The 16607-nt window shown below is 68.9% G+C and carries 13 protein-coding genes; 7 read left to right on the plus strand and 6 right to left on the minus strand.

Translation table 11 applies throughout. From position 1 onward, the window contains the following. The first annotated feature begins 4 nt into the window (after positions 1–4). The 4 genes from ACE3N9_RS07045 (at position 5) to ACE3N9_RS07060 (ending at position 4785) form a co-directional block, all read left to right on the plus strand. Entirely contained in the window at positions 5–1132 is a 1128-nt protein-coding gene (locus ACE3N9_RS07045; protein WP_374282351.1) for a glycosyltransferase, read from the plus strand. A 116-nt stretch (positions 1133–1248) separates the two neighbouring features. After that, positions 1249–2004 carry a tetratricopeptide repeat protein gene (locus tag ACE3N9_RS07050; protein WP_374282255.1) on the plus strand — a complete coding sequence of 252 codons (756 nt, stop codon included), beginning with the start codon at positions 1249–1251 and terminating at the stop codon, positions 2002–2004. 14 nt (positions 2005–2018) lie between these two features. Then, positions 2019–3365, plus strand: coding sequence for a PQQ-binding-like beta-propeller repeat protein (locus tag ACE3N9_RS07055; RefSeq protein ID WP_374282257.1), 1347 nt, complete (start codon positions 2019–2021; stop codon positions 3363–3365). Positions 3366–3456: 91 nt separating this feature from the next. Then, entirely contained in the window at positions 3457–4785 is a 1329-nt protein-coding gene (locus ACE3N9_RS07060; RefSeq protein ID WP_374282259.1) for an isoprenylcysteine carboxylmethyltransferase family protein, read from the plus strand. Positions 4786–4804: 19 nt separating this feature from the next. Here ACE3N9_RS07060 and ACE3N9_RS07065 read toward each other — a convergent pair whose 3' ends face one another. The 4 genes from ACE3N9_RS07065 to ACE3N9_RS07080 form a co-directional block, all read right to left on the minus strand. Then, positions 4805–5107, minus strand: a complete 303-nt coding sequence (locus ACE3N9_RS07065; protein ID WP_374282261.1) for a putative quinol monooxygenase — start codon at positions 5105–5107, stop codon at positions 4805–4807. Next, positions 5107–6477, minus strand: coding sequence for a glutamate--cysteine ligase (locus ACE3N9_RS07070; RefSeq protein WP_374282263.1), 1371 nt, complete (start codon positions 6475–6477; stop codon positions 5107–5109). Before ACE3N9_RS07070 ends, ACE3N9_RS07065 begins: the two co-directional genes overlap by 1 nt. A gap of 74 nt (positions 6478–6551) precedes the next feature. Then, positions 6552–9149, minus strand: coding sequence for a CshA/CshB family fibrillar adhesin-related protein (locus tag ACE3N9_RS07075; protein ID WP_374282265.1), 2598 nt, complete (start codon positions 9147–9149; stop codon positions 6552–6554). A gap of 60 nt (positions 9150–9209) precedes the next feature. Then, entirely contained in the window at positions 9210–9971 is a 762-nt protein-coding gene (locus ACE3N9_RS07080) for a 16S rRNA (uracil(1498)-N(3))-methyltransferase (protein WP_374282267.1), read from the minus strand. A gap of 44 nt (positions 9972–10015) precedes the next feature. Between ACE3N9_RS07080 and ubiA the strand changes: the two genes are divergently transcribed. Beyond that, the gene (gene ubiA / locus ACE3N9_RS07085) at positions 10016–10918 is read left to right on the plus strand and encodes a 4-hydroxybenzoate octaprenyltransferase (protein WP_374282269.1); all 903 of its coding nucleotides are present in this window, start codon (positions 10016–10018) and stop codon (positions 10916–10918) included. Next, positions 10918–11547 carry an SOS response-associated peptidase gene (locus ACE3N9_RS07090; RefSeq protein ID WP_374282271.1) on the plus strand — a complete coding sequence of 210 codons (630 nt, stop codon included), beginning with the start codon at positions 10918–10920 and terminating at the stop codon, positions 11545–11547. Before ubiA ends, ACE3N9_RS07090 begins: the two co-directional genes overlap by 1 nt. A gap of 189 nt (positions 11548–11736) precedes the next feature. Here ACE3N9_RS07090 and ACE3N9_RS07095 read toward each other — a convergent pair whose 3' ends face one another. Beyond that, positions 11737–12558, minus strand: coding sequence for an arylamine N-acetyltransferase (locus ACE3N9_RS07095; protein ID WP_374282273.1), 822 nt, complete (start codon positions 12556–12558; stop codon positions 11737–11739). A gap of 174 nt (positions 12559–12732) precedes the next feature. Here ACE3N9_RS07095 and soxR point away from each other — a divergent pair, with 174 nt between their 5' ends. Continuing rightward, complete coding sequence (gene soxR / locus ACE3N9_RS07100) at positions 12733–13176, plus strand: redox-sensitive transcriptional activator SoxR (protein WP_374282353.1); 444 nt, start codon at positions 12733–12735, stop codon at positions 13174–13176. Position 13177: 1 nt separating this feature from the next. Here the strand turns inward: soxR and ACE3N9_RS07105 are convergent, their stop codons facing one another. Then, a complete protein-coding gene (locus ACE3N9_RS07105) occupies positions 13178–16603 on the minus strand; it encodes a chromosome segregation SMC family protein (RefSeq protein ID WP_374282274.1) in 3426 nt (1141 codons plus the stop codon). Positions 16604–16607: the final 4 nt, after the last annotated feature.

Below are 16607 nucleotides of genomic sequence, written 5' to 3' on the forward strand. Positions count from 1 at the left end.
CTTGCTGCGGCTGCTGCACCTTCATTCCAGTTTTGCGGCGGGCGGCAAGGAATTGCGCGCCGCCAAGCTGATGAACGCCTTTGGCAAGGGGGTGGAGCACACTGTCGTTTCGGCCGTGCCGGGGGAAATGGCCGCCGCCGCCGCGGTGGGCAGCCATGTGCGGGTGTCCTACCCGGATGATTTCCCTTCGCTGTCGGGCCGGCCGTTCCCGCGCCGCCTGCTGGAACTGGCCCGCGCTATGCAGGGCTTTGACCTGGTGCTGACCTACAACTGGGGGGCGATGGACGCGGTGCTGGCGCATACCGTGTTCGCGCGCCACCTGGGGCTGCCGCCGCTGGTTCACCATGAGGACGGCTTCAACCAGGACGAGGCCGAGCGGCTGAAGCCTGCGCGCAACTGGTTCCGCCGTGTCGCGCTGACCCATGCCCAGGCGCTGGTCGTGCCGTCGCAGCGGCTGGAACACATTGCCCGCACTGCCTGGGGCCAGCCGGCGCGCAAGGTGGTGCGGATCGCCAACGGCATCCCGCTGGCCGCCTATGGCCAAGCGGCCGCGCCCGATGCCCTGCCGCGCGTGATCAAGCATCCGGGCGAACTATGGCTGGGCACGCTGGCCGGGCTGCGCGCGGTCAAGAACCTGCCCCGGCTGGTCCGCTCCTTTGCCGCGATGCCGCCGGAATGGAACCTGGTGATCCTGGGCGAAGGGCCGGAGCGCGATGCGATCCGTGCCGAAGCGGTGCGGCTGGAACTGGGCCACCGCGTCCACCTGCCCGGCTTTGCCGCCGATCCGGCCAAGGTGCTAGGGCTGTTTGATCTGTTCGGCCTGTCCTCCGACAGCGAACAGTTTCCGATCTCCGTGGTCGAGGCGATGGCGGCCGGGCTGGCCGTCGCCAGCCCGCGCGTTGGCGATGTCGAGGCGATGCTTGCCCCGGAAAACCGTCCGTTCATCACCCCTGCGGGCGATGATGCCGCGCTGGGCGCGGCGCTGGCGAGGCTCGCCGCCGACCCGGACCTGCGCGCCCGTATCGGTGCCGCCAACCGTGCCAAGGCCGAGGCCGAATACGACGAGGCGAGGATGGTCGCCGCCTATGCCCGCGTTTATGGCGACGCCATGGGGCGCAGGTCGTTTCCCTGAACCTACCTGTTCACCGGCCCTTCAGCGGGGGAAAGCCATTCAATCGCGGATTGAAAAGGCGCGCCTATCGGCTAAACAGCGCGCACGTTGGATAAATAGACCGAAAGCAAGCACCCTTGGCCCTGCGTCCCCAAAATCCTTCCAAACCGGCCGACGATCGTGACGCGGCCCAGCAGGACGGGTTCCTGCGCGAAGTTGATGAAGCGCTGCGCGAGCAGGAATTCGTCGACCTGCTCAAGCGCTTTGGCAAGCCGGTGGGGGGCGCGATCATCGCGCTGCTGCTGGGCCTGGCGGGCTATCTCTATTGGGATCACGCCCGCAAGGAAGCTGCCGGGCAGCTTAGCGAAAAGGCCATCCTCGCGCTCGACAAGATCGATCCGCGCGGCGGCGGGCTGGACCAGGCGCTCAAGGACATCGACCCGCTGACCAAGGAAGGCGGCGCGGCATCGCAGGCCAATGCGCGGATGCTGCGCGCCGCGATTTCGTTCCAGCAGGGCAAGCAGGAAGACGCCGCGCGCGAATTCGCCGCCGTGGCCGCTGACGAAAAAGCGCCGCAGCCGCTGCGCGACATGGCGTTGCTGCGCGAAACCGCGATCCGGTTCGACCAGCTGCAGCCGCAGCAGGTGGTGGACCGGCTGAAGGGCCTGGCCGTGCCGGGCAACCCGTGGTTCGGCAGCGCCGGTGAAATGGTTGGCATGGCCTATCTCAAGCAGGGCAAGCCGGACCTGGCCGGGGCGATGTTCGTCGCCGTGGCCAAGGACAAGGACGTGCCGCAGTCGCTGCGGACCCGGATGCGCCAGATCGGCGGACAGCTGGGTTTCGATGCGGGTGAGGATCCGGCGCAGGCAGCCGCCGCCGCCAGCGTACAGTAAGCAGGATGAAAGCGATGCATTCCAACACCAATTCCCGCCGGATCGGCGCAGGTTCGCTGGCCGTGGTGCTGGCGCTGGCGCTGTCCGGTTGCGGCGCGTTCGGCGGCAAGGGCAAGCCGACCACGCCGACCGTGGGCAACCGCATCCCGATCCTGTCGCGGGTCGATACCGGGGCCAAGGTCGATCCGGCGCTGGCCGCCCTGTCGGTCATCGTGCCGCCGGCAGTGGCCAACACCGATTGGGCCCAGGCCGGCGGCACCGCCAACAAGAGCTATGGCAACCTGGCGCTGGCCGCCGCGCCGCAGCGCGCCTGGACCGCGAAGATTGCGGGTTCGGACAAGAAGCAGCGCCTCGCCGCGGCCCCGGTGGTCGGTGGCGGGCAGCTTTTTGCGATGGATACCGCCGGCGTGGTCCGCGCGTTCGATGCGCAGACCGGCGCCCAGCGCTGGAGCGCGGGTTTCCAGATCAAGGGCGATGGCGCCAATTCGGTCTATGGCGGCGGCGCGAGCTATGACAATGGCCGGCTCTATGTGACCACCGGCATGGGCGAGGTTGCCGCGCTTGATGCCAAGACCGGCAACGTGATCTGGAAGGTCAAGCCCGCCGGGCCGCTGCGCGGTTCGCCGACGATCGCCTACAATTCGGTCTTCGTGATGACCATGGACAACCAGCTGTGGTCGCTGAATGCCGAAGACGGCGCGCCGCTGTGGAACGAAACCGCCTCAACCGGGCAGACCGGGGTGTTCGGCGTGGCTGCGCCCGCCGCCGGGCAGGGCACGGTGATTTCCGGTTATTCGACCGGCGAGTTGATCGCCTACCGCTATGAAAACGGCCGCCAGCTGTGGAACGACGCGCTGGCGCGCACTTCGCTCTCCACCTCGGTCGGCGTGCTGACCGACATCGACGCCGATCCGATCATCGATCGCGGCCGGGTCTATGCGCTGGGCCAGGGCGGGCGCATGGCCGCTTACGAGCTGGTCACCGGGCAGCGCATCTGGGAGCTCAACCTCGCGGGGATTTCGACCCCGGCGGTGGCGGGGGACTGGATCTTTACCCTGACCGACGATGGCAAGCTGCTGGCGATCGCCCGCGCCACCGGCAAGGTGCGCTGGATGCAGCAACTGGCCCGGTTCGAGAACGAGAAGAAGAAGAAGAACCCGATCTTCTGGACCGGCCCGGTGCTGGCCGGTGACCGGCTGTGGTTCGTCAATTCCAACGGACAGGTCTTTTCGGCCTCGGTCGCGGACGGTTCGCCCGTGCCGTTCACCGATCTCAAGGAAGCGGTCTCGCTCGCCCCGATCGTGGCGGGCGGAACGCTCTATATCCTGGATGACGGCGGCCGGATCAGCGCGTTCCGGTAAGGGATTGGTGTTGCGAAGCCCTTCGCGGAAGCGAAGGGCACAACCCACCTGCGTTACGCGCGCTTTAACCAATCCCTGCTAACCGGGTGGCATGACCGTGCCTGCCCACGCCGTGCCGCCGCGTCCGTCCAGCGATGTCTCGTCCGCCGTGGGGCTGGTCGGAGCGCTGGGGCTGTGCGGCTGGATCCTGTTTTGCCACTTCTACCCCGAGGTCGCGCCGCTGCTGGGGCTTGATCCCGCGCGCGGGCGGCTGACCGGGCCGAACGCGGCGCTGATGGGGCTGGTTGCCGCCGCGCTGCCGATGGTGCTGTGGTCGGTGCTGGTCGACAAGGTCCACCTGCGCCCGTCAACCGGGATCGACTGGTCGCTGAAGCGCCCGCTGGGCGACGTGGTCGACATTTCGATCACCAAGCTGGCCGGGCTGTGGGCCACCTGGGCGCTGATCGGCTGCCTCTATGCGCTGGGGCGGTGGTACTGGAACGACTTCTACGCGATCTCGATGCGGGTGCTGGGTACGGTGATGGTGCCGGTGTTCTTCCTGTCGGTGCCTTATGTGCTGTGGCTTGACCGGGTGCTGGTGGAACCCAAGGACTCCAGCTGGCACTTCGGCGCGATGCTGGTCGGGCGCGAGGCCTATGACCCGGACAAGGTCCGCATCCACTTGCGCGCCTGGGCGGTGAAGGGGTTCTTCACCGCGTTCATGATCGCCATTGTCCCCGGCGGGTTCGCCGATCTAGTGGGCCGGAACTGGAGCGAATTCCTGCACGATCCGGTGCTGCTGGCCGGGCTGCTGATCACCATGATGTTCGTGTTCGACGAACAGATCGGCACGGTTGGCTATATCCTGACGATGAAGCCGCTCGACGCGCAGATCCGCTCGGCCAATCCCTATCTGGCGGGCTGGGTCGCGGCGCTGATGTGCTATCCCCCGTTCCAGGTGATGCAGGGCGGCGGGCCGCTGCAGTATGACATCAACACGCGCGACTGGGCCTTCTGGTTTGCCGGCAATGCCCCGCTGCTGTGGATCTGGGCGGCGCTGCTGGTTGCGCTGACCGGGATCTATGCCTGGGCGACGGTGGTGTTCGGGATCCGCTTTTCCAACCTGACCTATCGCGGGGTGATCACGGTCGGGCCCTATGCCTATACCCGGCATCCGGCCTATCTGTCCAAGAACGCGTTCTGGTGGCTGGCGACGCTGCCGTTCCTGGTGACCAGCGGATCAATGGCGGACGCTATCCGCAACACGTTCTTCCTGGGCTGCGTCAGCGCGGTCTATTACTGGCGCGCCCGGACCGAGGAAAAGCATCTGCTGGGCGAAGACCCGAAATACCGCGCCTATTACCACTGGATGGAGCAGCACGGCGCGATCACCGCCCCGCTGCACCGGCTGGGCCAGGTGCTGCACCGGCGGCGCGGGTAAGCCTGCGCGCTGGACGGGCTTAAAGCTCTGCCGCGCCGGTCACTTCGTAAACGGTGATCTTGCGCCCCGTCAGGCCCATGGCAGCGCGTTCCTCGCCCCAGACGGCCATGTGCGGGGTCTTGAGATGGGCGGCCAGTTGTTCGCGGCTGGCCCACACCTCGCTCACCCGGATCAGGCCGGGGTCGAGCACGTCTTCGGCATAGTTGTATTCGATGCAGCCGTCTTCGGCGCGGGTCGCCAGCATCACCTTGGCCATCAGCGGGCGGGCGGCCGCTATGCTTTCCGGCGGCATGCGGAACTGGCCGATCACGGCCACGGGCATCAGAACGCCTCCTCGTAAACGCGGGACAGATCGCCGCCCCATTCGCCGTGATACTTGTCGAGCAGGACCTGCGCCGGAACCTTGCCGCTGCGCACGATCTCGTCGAGCGGGGCGAGGAAGCCGGTTTCGTTGTCGCCAATGTTGTTGAGCTCGGCGCGGGCCGAAAGGCCGGCGCGGGCGATGTCGAGCACGCGCGGAGCAATGTCGCGCAGCGTCCCGCCGCCCGGGATCGGCGCGTCCAGCCCCAGCTTCGGCACGGCGGCGCGCAATGCCTCGCGCCCTTCCATGTCCCAGTGCTTGACCAGATCCCACGCCGCGTCGAGCGCGCCCTGATCGTAGAGCAGGCCCACCCAGAAGGCGGGCAGCGCGCAGATCCGGTTCCACGGCCCGCCATCGGCGCCGCGCATTTCGAGGAAGCTTTTCAGCCGCACTTCGGGGAAGGCGGTGGACAGGTGGTCGATCCAGTCGCTTTCGGTCGGCAGTTCGCCGGGCAGTGCGGGCAGCTCGCCCTTCAGGAAGTCGCGGAAACTTTGCCCGGCGGCATCGATGTATTTGCCGTCGCGGAAGACGAAATACATCGGCACGTCGAGCATGTATTCGACGTAGCGATCATAGCCGAAGCCATCTTCGAACACGAAGCCCAGCATGCCGGTACGGTGCGGGTCGGTATCGGTCCAGATGTGGCTGCGGTAGGACAGGAAGCCGTTGGGCTTGCCATCGGTGAACGGCGAATTGGCGAACAGCGCTGTGGCCAGCGGTTGCAGCGCCAGGCTGGTGCGGAACTTCTGCACCATGTCCGCCTCGCTGCCATAGTCGAGGTTGACCTGAATCGTGCAGGTCCGCAGCATCATGTCGAGGCCGAGATTGCCGACGCGCGGCATGTGCCGCAGCATGATCGCATAGCGCCCCTTGGGCATGATCGGCAGGTCTTCACGCGCCTTGTCGGGCCACATGCCGAGGCCCAGGAAGGCCGTGCCGGTGCGTTCCCCGATTGCCTTCACCTGATCCAGGTGGCGGCCGGTTTCGTCACAGGTCTGGTGCAGGTTTTCGAGCGGGGCGCCCGACAGTTCAAGCTGTCCGGCCGGCTCAAGGCTGACCGTGCCGTCGCTGCCGGCCATGGCGATGACGTTGCCGCCCTCGATCACTTCTTCCCAGCCGAAGTCCTTCAGCGCCAGCAGCAGGTCGCGGATGCCGCCAGGTTCGTCATAGCTGGGGGCGCGGTGGTCGCTGCGCTTGAACACCAGCTTTTCGTGTTCGGTGCCGATCCGCCAGCGGTCACGCGGCTTTTCGCCCTTGATCATCGGGGCCAGCAATTGATCGCGGCTTTCGATCACCGGATCGTTGCTATCTGAAACCTGTCTGGTGCTCATGGCGCGGGGATAAGTGCGCGGGCAGCGAAGCGCCAGCAATAATTTCTTGGTGCCGCGACTCGCTTCGGCAGCGATCAGCGGACCGTCACGTCATAGCCGAGCGCGGCCGTGGCCGCGGCGGCGAGCGCGGTGACCTGCGCGCTGATGGTCGTGCCTGCAACGGCGGCGGCGAAGCCGTCGGTATCGTCGGCCCCGGTGTTGTTGTCGTCTTCCACGGTCGCCAGCGCGGCGCAGCCGGTGCCCGAGCGCAAGGTGCCCGCGACATAGGTTAGCGTGGCGGGCAGGGCGTCGGACAGGCTGATCGAACTGGCCGAAGTGTTGCCGCCGTTGCTGAGCGTGACGCAGTAGCGCATTACCGCGCCGGGGATCGCCTTGGGATTGGTGGTGCCGTTCACCGGATCGCTGACCAGTGCGCTGGTCTTGGTCACGGTCAGGTTGGGATAGATCACGGTAACCTGGTAATCCTCGACCTCGCCATAGCCGGAAAAGCCGCTGCTTGCCGCGCCGCTGTTCGATGAAAATCGCAGGCGGGCGATGGTGGGGTTGAGCGTGGTGTTGGCCGTCGGGGTCAGCACCAGGGCGATCACCCCGTTGACCGCGCCGTCGCTATCGCCGCTGCCGCCATCGACGGCATCGGTGATCACCGCTTCGTTGGTATCGGCAAAGTCGCCGTCGCCGTTGCGATCGAACCACAGGCTGAGCTTGCCCGGACCGCTGACCGCGATGTTGACCGTGCTGGCCTGGCTGCGGATCAGGGTGGGAATGGTCGCGCCGTCGTCGGCATCGGCCGCGGCGTTGGCGCTGTCATAGGCGCTGGCCTCGCTGGTCACGGCAGCGCCCATGCGCAGCCCCGGCAGGGTGCGATGATTGGCCGCGCCATAGCTGGTGCCGGTCAGCGGCGCGTCGCTGAAATCGTAGGGCGCATGGAAGCCAAAGGCCGCTGCCGTGCCGCCGCTGGAATAGGTCGTCAGTGCCAGCGAGAGGTTGCTGGCGGTGGTTTCCAGCACTGCGGTGCCGCCCCCGCCGCTGGCCGGATCGTAGATCGTCATGGCCGAACCCGTATTGCTCACCGTGATCGAACCAAGGCTTTCTAACGCCTGCCAGGCCGACCCGTTGGTGGTGACGCCGATCGATTCGTTGGTGGCGACACCGCCCGAATCCTCGGCATCGCCCACCACGTAGCGCAGGCTGGCGGGGCTGCCGTTCAGCGTGGCCGAAAGGGCCATGGTGTATTGCGGGTCCTGCCCGTCAACCTGGTTGCGCAGCCCGATCTGGCCCAGCCCGGCGTGCAGCACTTGCAGCGTGTCGCCGCTCCATTCGCCGGGCGTGTAGGGCCGAAGCGCCTGGGTGATGCCGGTGATCTGCCCGGTGATGGTCAGCCCGTCGCCGGCGGTCCAGGTCTTGTTGACGATTGCCCCGGCGTTGAACTGGCTGGTGCCGGTGCAGGACCAGTCGAGCCAGAACACCTGGCCCACCTTGCTGCTACTGCCGCTGCTGGCAAAGCCCGATCCGGTCGCGCTCGATCCACTCGGGCAATTGATGGTGTTGGCGCCGATGGAGGCCGTGCGGCTGGCGTAATCGTCCTCGGCGGCCACGCCGTTGTTCACGGTGGAATCGGGATCGGGCAGCGAACTGGCGATGATCTGCGCGCTGTTGGTCAGGCTGGTGCCGACCGCGCCGCTGGCGGTGACGGTGATCGTCAGCGATGCGCTGGCTCCGCTCGCCAGGCTGCCCACGCTCCACACCCCGGTCCCGCTGGTATAGGTGCCGCTGCCGGCGGCGCTGACAAAAGTTACCCCGGCGGGCAGCACGTCGCTGACGGTCACCCCGGTGGCGGTGGCGTTGGAGGACGCGGCGCTGGTGGCCGCGAGGGTATAGGTGAACGTGGTGCCATAGGTCGGGCTGCTGCTTGAGATCGACATGGTCAGCGCCAGGTCAGCTTGCGGCGGGACCGATTGCAGGCACACCTTTTGCAGGTTGAACGAACCGCCGGTCGCCCCGGTAAAGCCCCAGATCGGCTTGCTGGTGCCGGTGTAGGCGGCAATGTCGATCGCGCCGCTCGCGCGCAGGGTGCCATCGACATAGACGGCCGCGTTCTTGGACGAAGCGGTCCAGACCACGCGGACCGTGTGATACAGGGCGTCTTCCAGGTTCGGCAGGCTGACCACTCCGCCCAGGTTGTGATCGATGTTGCCATTGGCGTTGAACGCCATGTGATCGGCAGTGGGTTCGCCCGTGGTGGAATAGGTGTCGAGTTCCATCGCCACCGATTGCCCGATCCCGCCGGTGCCTCCGACGTTGCCATAACCCAGGCTGCTGCCGCCCCCGCCAAGGGTGGCCGATGCCGGATTGCGGAAGGTCAGGGTAATGCCGTCGGCCCCGCCGTCGCTGTCACCCAGATAGGCCTTGAAGGTGAAATCGGCGTTCTGCGCCAGATCCATCGGTGCGCCGCTCCACCAGGCGCCGACCTGGCCGGATGTGTTGGCAGTCAGCTGGATTTCGTTGCTGGCCAGGATCGCGGCGGTGCCGACCGTGCTGCCGGCGGCGCCAATGCAGCTTTGCGCCCGGGCCGCGATGGGAAACAGTGCAAGGGCCACCGCCAGCGCGAACAGCACCAGCGCCCGGTGCAACAGGCGCGTGGCAAGGCTGTGGCGGGCGACCGACTCGTGCATACCCGCGGGACTAGGCGATCCTGGCTAGCACCCCGCAAATTTCGGGATCAGGGTATATCCTTAGGCAGTGCCAGCCTGCGGCCAATCCCCGCAGGTCCCCATCCACAGCGCGGTGCCGGCGATGGCGGCGGTCTCGCCGCGCAGGATGCGGGGGCCCAGCGAAATGCCGCGCGCCTGCGGCAGGGCGCGCACGGCGGCGCGCTCGGCCTCGTCAAAGCCGCCTTCCGGGCCGGTCAGCAGCGCGGCGGGGCCATTATGCGCGGCGAATGCGGCGGCGGCGGCGTGACCCCCGGCCTCGTCGGCGAAGAACAGCGCGCGCGCCGGTTCCCACTGGCGCAGCAGCGCGTCCAGCTTCACCGGGGCGAGCAAATCGGGCAGGGCGGTGCGGGCGCATTGCTCCGCCGCTTCGATCAGGATTGCTTGGGCGCGTTCCAGGTTCAGCTTGTCGGCCACGCAGCGCCGGGTCAGTACCGGCTGGATCCGCGCCGCGCCCAGCTCGCAGGCCTTCTCCAGCACCAGGTCGAACCGGTCCTTCTTGAGCAGCGCGGCGCACAAGGTGAAATCGGGCACGCCCTCGCGCGGGCGGAGCAGGGTTTCGACGGCCAGCGCCACCTCGCGCTTGCCCGCCTCGATCACCCGCGCGGCCCATTCGCCGGTCTGGTTGTCGCACAAGATCACGCCGTCGCCGGGGGCAACGCGCATCACCCGCGCCAGGTAATGCGCCTGCGGTCCATCGATCCCCACCCGGTCGGCCACGGCCAGCGGTCCGGGAACGAACAGGCGGGGGGCGCTTTTCGGCGGCCAGGCGGGCGTGGCAGGCATGGCCTTCCTCTAGCGCATTTCGCCGGGCAGGCTAGAGAGCGAACATGACCGCCGAGATTGTCCCCGACAGCGAACACAAGGGCCTGGTCGCGCGCCTGCCGCAGCCGCTGCGCAACTATGCCCTGCTCGCCCGGTTCGACCGGCCGATCGGCTGGTGGCTGCTGTTCTGGCCCTGCGCCTGGGGCGTGCTGCTGGCGGGCGGGGAGGGGCAGTGGGCCTTGCTCGGCTGGCTGCTGCTGGGCAGCGTGGCGATGCGCGGGGCGGGCTGCGTCTATAACGACATCGTCGATGCCGACATCGACCGGCAGGTGGCCCGCACCATGGCCCGCCCGGTGGCGAGCGGCGCGGTGAGCAAGCGCGCGGCCTGGGCCTGGCTGGGCCTGCTGTGCCTGGTTGGCCTGGTCGTGCTGCTGCAACTGCGCTGGCAGGCACAGGCCGTGGCGCTGGGCAGTCTGGCGCTGGTCGCGGCCTATCCGTTCATGAAGCGGATTACCGGCTTTCCGCAGGCCTGGCTGGGGCTGGTCTTCACCTGGGGCGTGCCGGTCGGTTGGGCGGCGCTGCGCAGCGACGGACTGGACGTGCTCGCCGCGCTCTATGCCGGGGCGGTGCTGTGGTGCATCGGCTATGACACGATCTACGCCTGCCAGGACCGCGAGGATGACGCGATGGTCGGGATCGGCAGTTCGGCGCTGACCCTGGGCCGCCACGTGCGCGCCGGGGTCGCCGCGTTCTATGCCGGGGCGGCGCTGTGCTGGGCGCTGGCGGTGTGGCTGCTGCGGCCCGATTGGGTGGCGCTGCTGGCCCTGCTGCCGGCCGCCGCGCACCTCGCCTGGCAGGCGCTGACTTTCGCGCCGGATGATGGCGACAACGCGCTCACCCGGTTCCGATCCAACCGCACGCTGGGGCTGCTGCTGGCCCTGGCCTGCTGGGTGGTGGGGAATGCCTGATGTGCAACCTCTACCGCATGACCAAGACGGTAGACGAGGTGGCGAAACTGTTTGCCGTGGAAGCCGATCGCGGCGCGAACTTCGTGGCCGAGGTCTATCCCGGTTACACTGGCCTTGTGGTCGAAGGCGGGCGGGCGCGGGCGATGACCTGGGGCTTTCCGCTGGTGCTGACCGGACGGCACGGCCAGAAGCTGAAGCCCAAGCCCGTCACCAACGCGCGCGAGGACAAGCTGCACACCGCCTTTTGGCGCGACAGCTTTACCCACCGCCGCTGCCTGGTGCCCGCCAGCCAGTGGGCCGAACCCGAAGGGGCGAGCGGGCAGATGACCCGCACCTGGTATGGCCTGCCTGACAGCGAGGTGCTGGCCATTGCCGCGCTGTGGCGGCCAACCGCGGAATGGGGCGATTGCTACAGCCTGGTGATGGTCGACAGCGCGCCCCAGATGGCCGAAGTGCATGACCGGATGCCCGTGCTGCTGCGCCCCGAACAGCGCGCGCAATGGACCGAAGGCAGCGCGGACGAAGCCTTTGCCCTATGCCGCACCTGGCCGGGCGAACTGACGGTCGAACGCACCCGCGACCGCTGGGTCGGCGGCGGCACGGTGCCCCGGCAGGAGCCCTTGTTCTAGGGTCAGAAGCTCAGGCGGTCTCCTCAAATCCTCGTCACCCCGGGCTTGACCCGGGGGCCTGCTATTCTTCGTGGGGCAGGAAGGGAAGCTGGACCCCGGGTCAAGCCCGGGGTGACGGCAAGGAGGAAGGCGATGGGGGCGAATGCCAGTCCGCCGCCCCAGCTCCAGGCCGGGATATGTCGACGCGGCCTAACCGAACAGCGCGGCGTGGCGGGCGCAGATCGGGTCCCACAGGTCGGCGGCGGCTGGCTCGTCCAGGCTGAATTCGCCGCCCAGCACGTCCAGCAGTTCGGCCGCGCTGTCCAGCACGCGCTGCTCCGCCCCATGCGCGCCGGTGCGGGTGAACACCCGCCCGCGCAGCATCCGGTGTTCGCCCGGCGCGCGGCCTTGAACCACCAGGTTCTGCACGAACACGCTGGCCTCGTCGCGGCCCTGCCAGTCGCACAGTCGCTGCAGCAGGGCTTCGTCGGCGGGAGCATCACGGAAATCGTAATACATCGGGCTGGGGCCAAGCCGGATCGCCAGCCGCCAATGATCGTCCCCGGTGCGCGCCAGGCTGGCGGGGACAGGTGCATTGGCCCATTCGCCCGGCCCCAGCGGCAGCGGCTCCACCAGCGCAGTGCCAAACCCGACATCGACCAGCCAGTCCTGCTCCAGCGAGACTTTGAGGCACAGGTGCGAGCCCAGCGCGGCGTCTCCGCGCTCATCGCGCAGCACCGCCCCGGCCAGCCGCGTCACGGTAAAGCCCAGCGCGGTCAGCACCGCGCCCAGCAGGCCGTTCTGTTCATAACACCACCCGCCGCGCCGCGCTTCGACCAGCTTGGCAAAGGCGTGCTGCGGCGCCAGTCCCGGCGGCGTGCCCAGCTGCACGGCCAGGTTCTCGAACGGGATCGTCATGGCGTGCGCGCGGTGCAGCGCGATCAGGGTCGGCAGGTCGGCCCGGGCGGTTTCGGCATAGCCGATCCGCGCAAAATAGGCTGCAACCTGCTCGGAAGTCAGCGTCTCGCTCATCGCGCCCTTGTCTGCCGCAAACCTGGCAAGGTCAAAGCAATTGATCGGCGTTGATCAGGGGTTGGAAAAGAGTGACGATATTTCAATGCCATGATGAACGAATTCGACAAGTCGCTTTACCTCGGGAAAACCTCAAGTAAACTTGAACTCGATTCCTGGCGGTTGGAGCATGGCGTGAAAAGCGACGATTTGCTGCCGATTGGCGAACTGGCGCGGCGCACCGGCCTGGCCGTTTCGGCGATCCGGTTCTACGAGGATCGCGGCCTGATCCGCCCAACGCGGACCAGCGGCAACCAGCGCCGGTTCCTGCGCGCGGACATCCGTCGGCTCAGCTTCATCCTGATCGCGCAGAAGCTGGGGCTGGGCCTGGCCGAGATCGAGGCCGAACTGGCCAGGCTGCCGCAGGGCCGCGCCCCGACTCTGTCGGACTGGCAAAAGCTCAGCCGCTCGATGCGCAGCGCGATCGACGAAAAGATCCGCCTGCTCACCCTGGCGCGGGTCAAGCTGGACGAATGCATCGGCTGCGGCTGTCTCAGCCTCGATCGCTGCCGGCTGCACAACAAGGGGGACCGGCTGGCCGCCGGCAACGCCACCGGCCCGCGCCTGGTGCTGGCCTGACCTATTCGGCGGCGAGCAATTGCTCCGCCGCTTCCAGATCGACGCTGACCAGCCGCGACACCCCGCGTTCGACCATGGTCACGCCAAACAGGCGGTGCATCCGGCTCATCGTCACCGCGTTGTGCGTGACGATCAGGTAGCGGGTGTCGGTTTCCTTGGTCATCGCCTCCAGCAGGTCGCAGAAGCGTTCGATGTTGGCATCGTCCAATGGCGCATCGACTTCGTCGAGCACGCAGATCGGCGCCGGGTTGGTCAGGAACAGCGCAAAGATCAGCGCGACCGCGGTCAGCGCCTGTTCACCGCCCGATAGCAGGGTCAGCGATTGCAGCCGCTTGCCCGGCGGCTGGGCATAGATTTCCAGCCCGGCTTCCAGCGGATCGTCGCTGTCGACCAGCGCCAGGTGCGCCTGCCCGCCTTCGAACAGGCGGGTGAACAGGCGGCGGAAATGCTGGTCGACCGCTTCGAATGCGGCGCGCAGCCGTTCGCGTCCTTCGCGGTTGAGATTGCCGATCGAGCCGCGCAGGCGGTGGACCGCCTCGGTCAGTTCGGCCTGTTCGGCGAGACTTGCGCCGTGGCGCTGCTCGGCCTCGACCAGCTCGTCGGCGGCAACCAGGTTGACCGGGCCGATCCGTTCGCGGTCGGCGACCAGCTTGTCGTGCTCGGCGCTTTCCTGCGGGGCGGGGCCAACCTCGGTCGAGACGAAGGCGAAGCGTTCGGGCAGCAGCGGCGGCGGACACTGGAAGCGTTCGCCCGAAATCCCGGCCATTTCGGCGCGGCGGCCTTCTTCGTTCTCGGCCCGGGCGACTGCCCCGGCGCGCAGCTCGCGGGCGCTGGCCAGTGCCTCGTTGGCCTGGGCAAAGCGGGTGTCGGCGGCGCGCGCAGACTCGGCCGCCGTGTTCACCGCGGCTTCGGCGGCGGCCAGTTCGGCGGCGATGCGGCTGCGCACGGCCTCGCCCGCCTCGATCTCGCGGATCAGGCTGGGCGGCTTGGCGGCGACGACCGCGCGTTCCTGCTCGATCTCCTCGAACCGGCGGGTCATCTGCGCCAGCCGGTTGGCGGCATCGCCGGCGCGGGCCTGCCACGATTTGATGTCGGCGCGCTGGCTGTTGGTCCGCTCGCGCGCGACGGCCAGGGCCTGATCGTGCGCGGCAAGGCCGGCGGTGGCGGCTTGCAGCGCGTGGCGGGCGGCATCGTGGCGCGCCTGCGCGGCGGCAAGCTGCGCGCGGCCAGCGGCCATGTCGGGCAGGGCGGCGCGGCGGGCTTCGGCCGCCGCGATCTCGCCCTCGGCCAGCTTGCGCTGTTCGGCGAGGTCGCTGGCGGCGGCGGCGAGTTCCGCCCGGCGCGCTTCCAGCCGGGCCTTGGCGGCTTCGGCCTGGTCGACTGCCCGCAGGGCCTGCCGCTCGGCATCGGACGCCTGGGCGACGGCGCGCTCGGCAGCGATGGCACCGGTCTGCACTTCGGCCAGTTCGGCCTGGACGGCGGCCTGCGCGGCTTCGGCGCTGGCGGCGGCCTCGCGCAGGGGCGGCAATTCCGTTTCCAGCGCGGCAAAGCGGTTTTCCGCTTCAAGCCGGGCCGCTTCCGCCGCGCCTTCCCCGCGCGAGACGAAGCCGTCCCAGCGGCGGATCCGCCCGGCCCGGGTCACCAGCCATTCGCCGGGCGCCAGCGCGCGGCCATCGTCGGTATCGGCGACATGGACCAGCGCGAGCCGTGCGGCCAGCTCGGGTGGGCACTGGGTGACATGGGCGGCCAGGCTGCCGGGCACTGGCGCCGGCGCATCGGCGCCGGTCCAGAAGCGCCCGTCCTCGTCCGCCGGGGCCTGGCCCAGCGGGGCCTTGGCATCGCGGCCCAGCACGGCAGCCAGCGCGCGTTCATAGCCCGGCGCGGCGCGCACCCGGTCGAGCGCCACGGGCAAGCCATGCTTGGCATTGGCCTGTTTCGCCCGCGCCTCGCGGTCGCGCAGCAAGGCGGTGTACTCGCGCTCCACCCCGGCCAGTTCGGCGCGGGCGGCGGCCAGCGCCGAGGCAGCCCCGTCGCGCGCAGCCTGCAATTCGGCCCGGCGGGCCTGCTGGGCTTCCAGTGCGGCGCGGGAATCGGCAAGGGCGGCGCTGGCCGCCGCGCGGGCCTGTTCGGCCTGGGCCAGGGCAGCATCGGGATCGCCCTCCCGCGCCAGGCTGTCGCGCAGCTCGTTCTGGCGGCGCTGGTCGGCATCGAGCCGGGCCAGACGCTGCTGGGCGGCGGCGAGCTCGGCATCGGCGACGCGCCACTCGGCCTCGACCCCGGCCTGATCGGCGGTGGCCTTGGCATGGGCGAGTTCGGCCTGGCGCAGACTGCGGTCGGCATCGTCGAGCGCGGCGGCCAGGACCGGGCGGCGGCGTTCGTCGGCGGTCAGGGCCGCTTCGCCCTCGCTCAGTTCCCGCTCCAGCCGGGCGAGCGCCTCGGCGGCATCGCGGGTCAGCCGGTCGGCATCGCCTCGGTCTTCCTCAAGCCGTTTGTGCTGCCGCTCAAGGTCTTTGAGCCGCTCCTCGGCCGCTTCGAGCTGGCTGGTCAGCTGGGCCATGCGGTGACCATGCGCGGTGGCATCATCGCGCCGGTCGGCCTGTTCGTCGCGCGCCTCGGCCAGGGCCTGCGCGGCGGCGTGCTGGGCCTGCTGGGCGGCCTGCATCTCCCCTTGCGCGGCGGAAACCCGCGCTTCGGCCGCCTGCGCCTCGGCCCGCGCCGCTTCCGCAGCGGCGGCGGCATCGCGCCAGCGGGCAAAAATCAGCCGCGCTTCGGCGACCCGGATTCGGTCGGACAGCGCCTTGTAGCGTTCCGCCGCCCGCGCCTGCCGCCGCAGCGCGCCGATCTGCTGGTCGAGCTGGCCCATCAGGTCTTCCAGCCGCGCCAGGTTCGCCTCGGTCGCGCGCAGTTTCTGTTCGGCGTCCTTGCGCCGCACGTGGAGGCCGGCGATCCCCGCCGCTTCCTCCAGCATCATCCGCCGTTCGGCGGGCTTGGCCGCGATTACCGCCGCGATCCGGCCCTGGCTGACCAGCGCCGGGCTGTGCGCGCCGGTCGCCGCATCGGCAAAGACCAGCGCCACGTCCTTGGCCCGCACGTCGCGGCCGTTGACGCGGTAAGCGCTGCCGGCCCCGCGCTCGATCCGGCGGACGACTTCCAGTTCCTCGGCACTGGCGGTGTCAGCCACCAGCACCACTTCGGCGAAATCGCGCGGCGGGCGCTGGGCGGTGCCGGCGAAGATCACGTCTTCCATCCCGCCGCCGCGCATCGACTTGGCCGAGCTTTCGCCCATGACCCAGCGGATCGCTTCAAGCAGGTTGGACTTGCCGCAGCCGTTGGGGCCGACCACCCCGGTCAGCCCCGGTTCGATGCGCAGTTCGGCAGGCTCGACGAAGCTCTTGAAACCGCTGAGCTTGAGCCGCCTGATGCGCATCGGT

Source organism: Novosphingobium sp., assembly GCF_041905565.1.
GTDB lineage: Bacteria > Pseudomonadota > Alphaproteobacteria > Sphingomonadales > Sphingomonadaceae > Novosphingobium.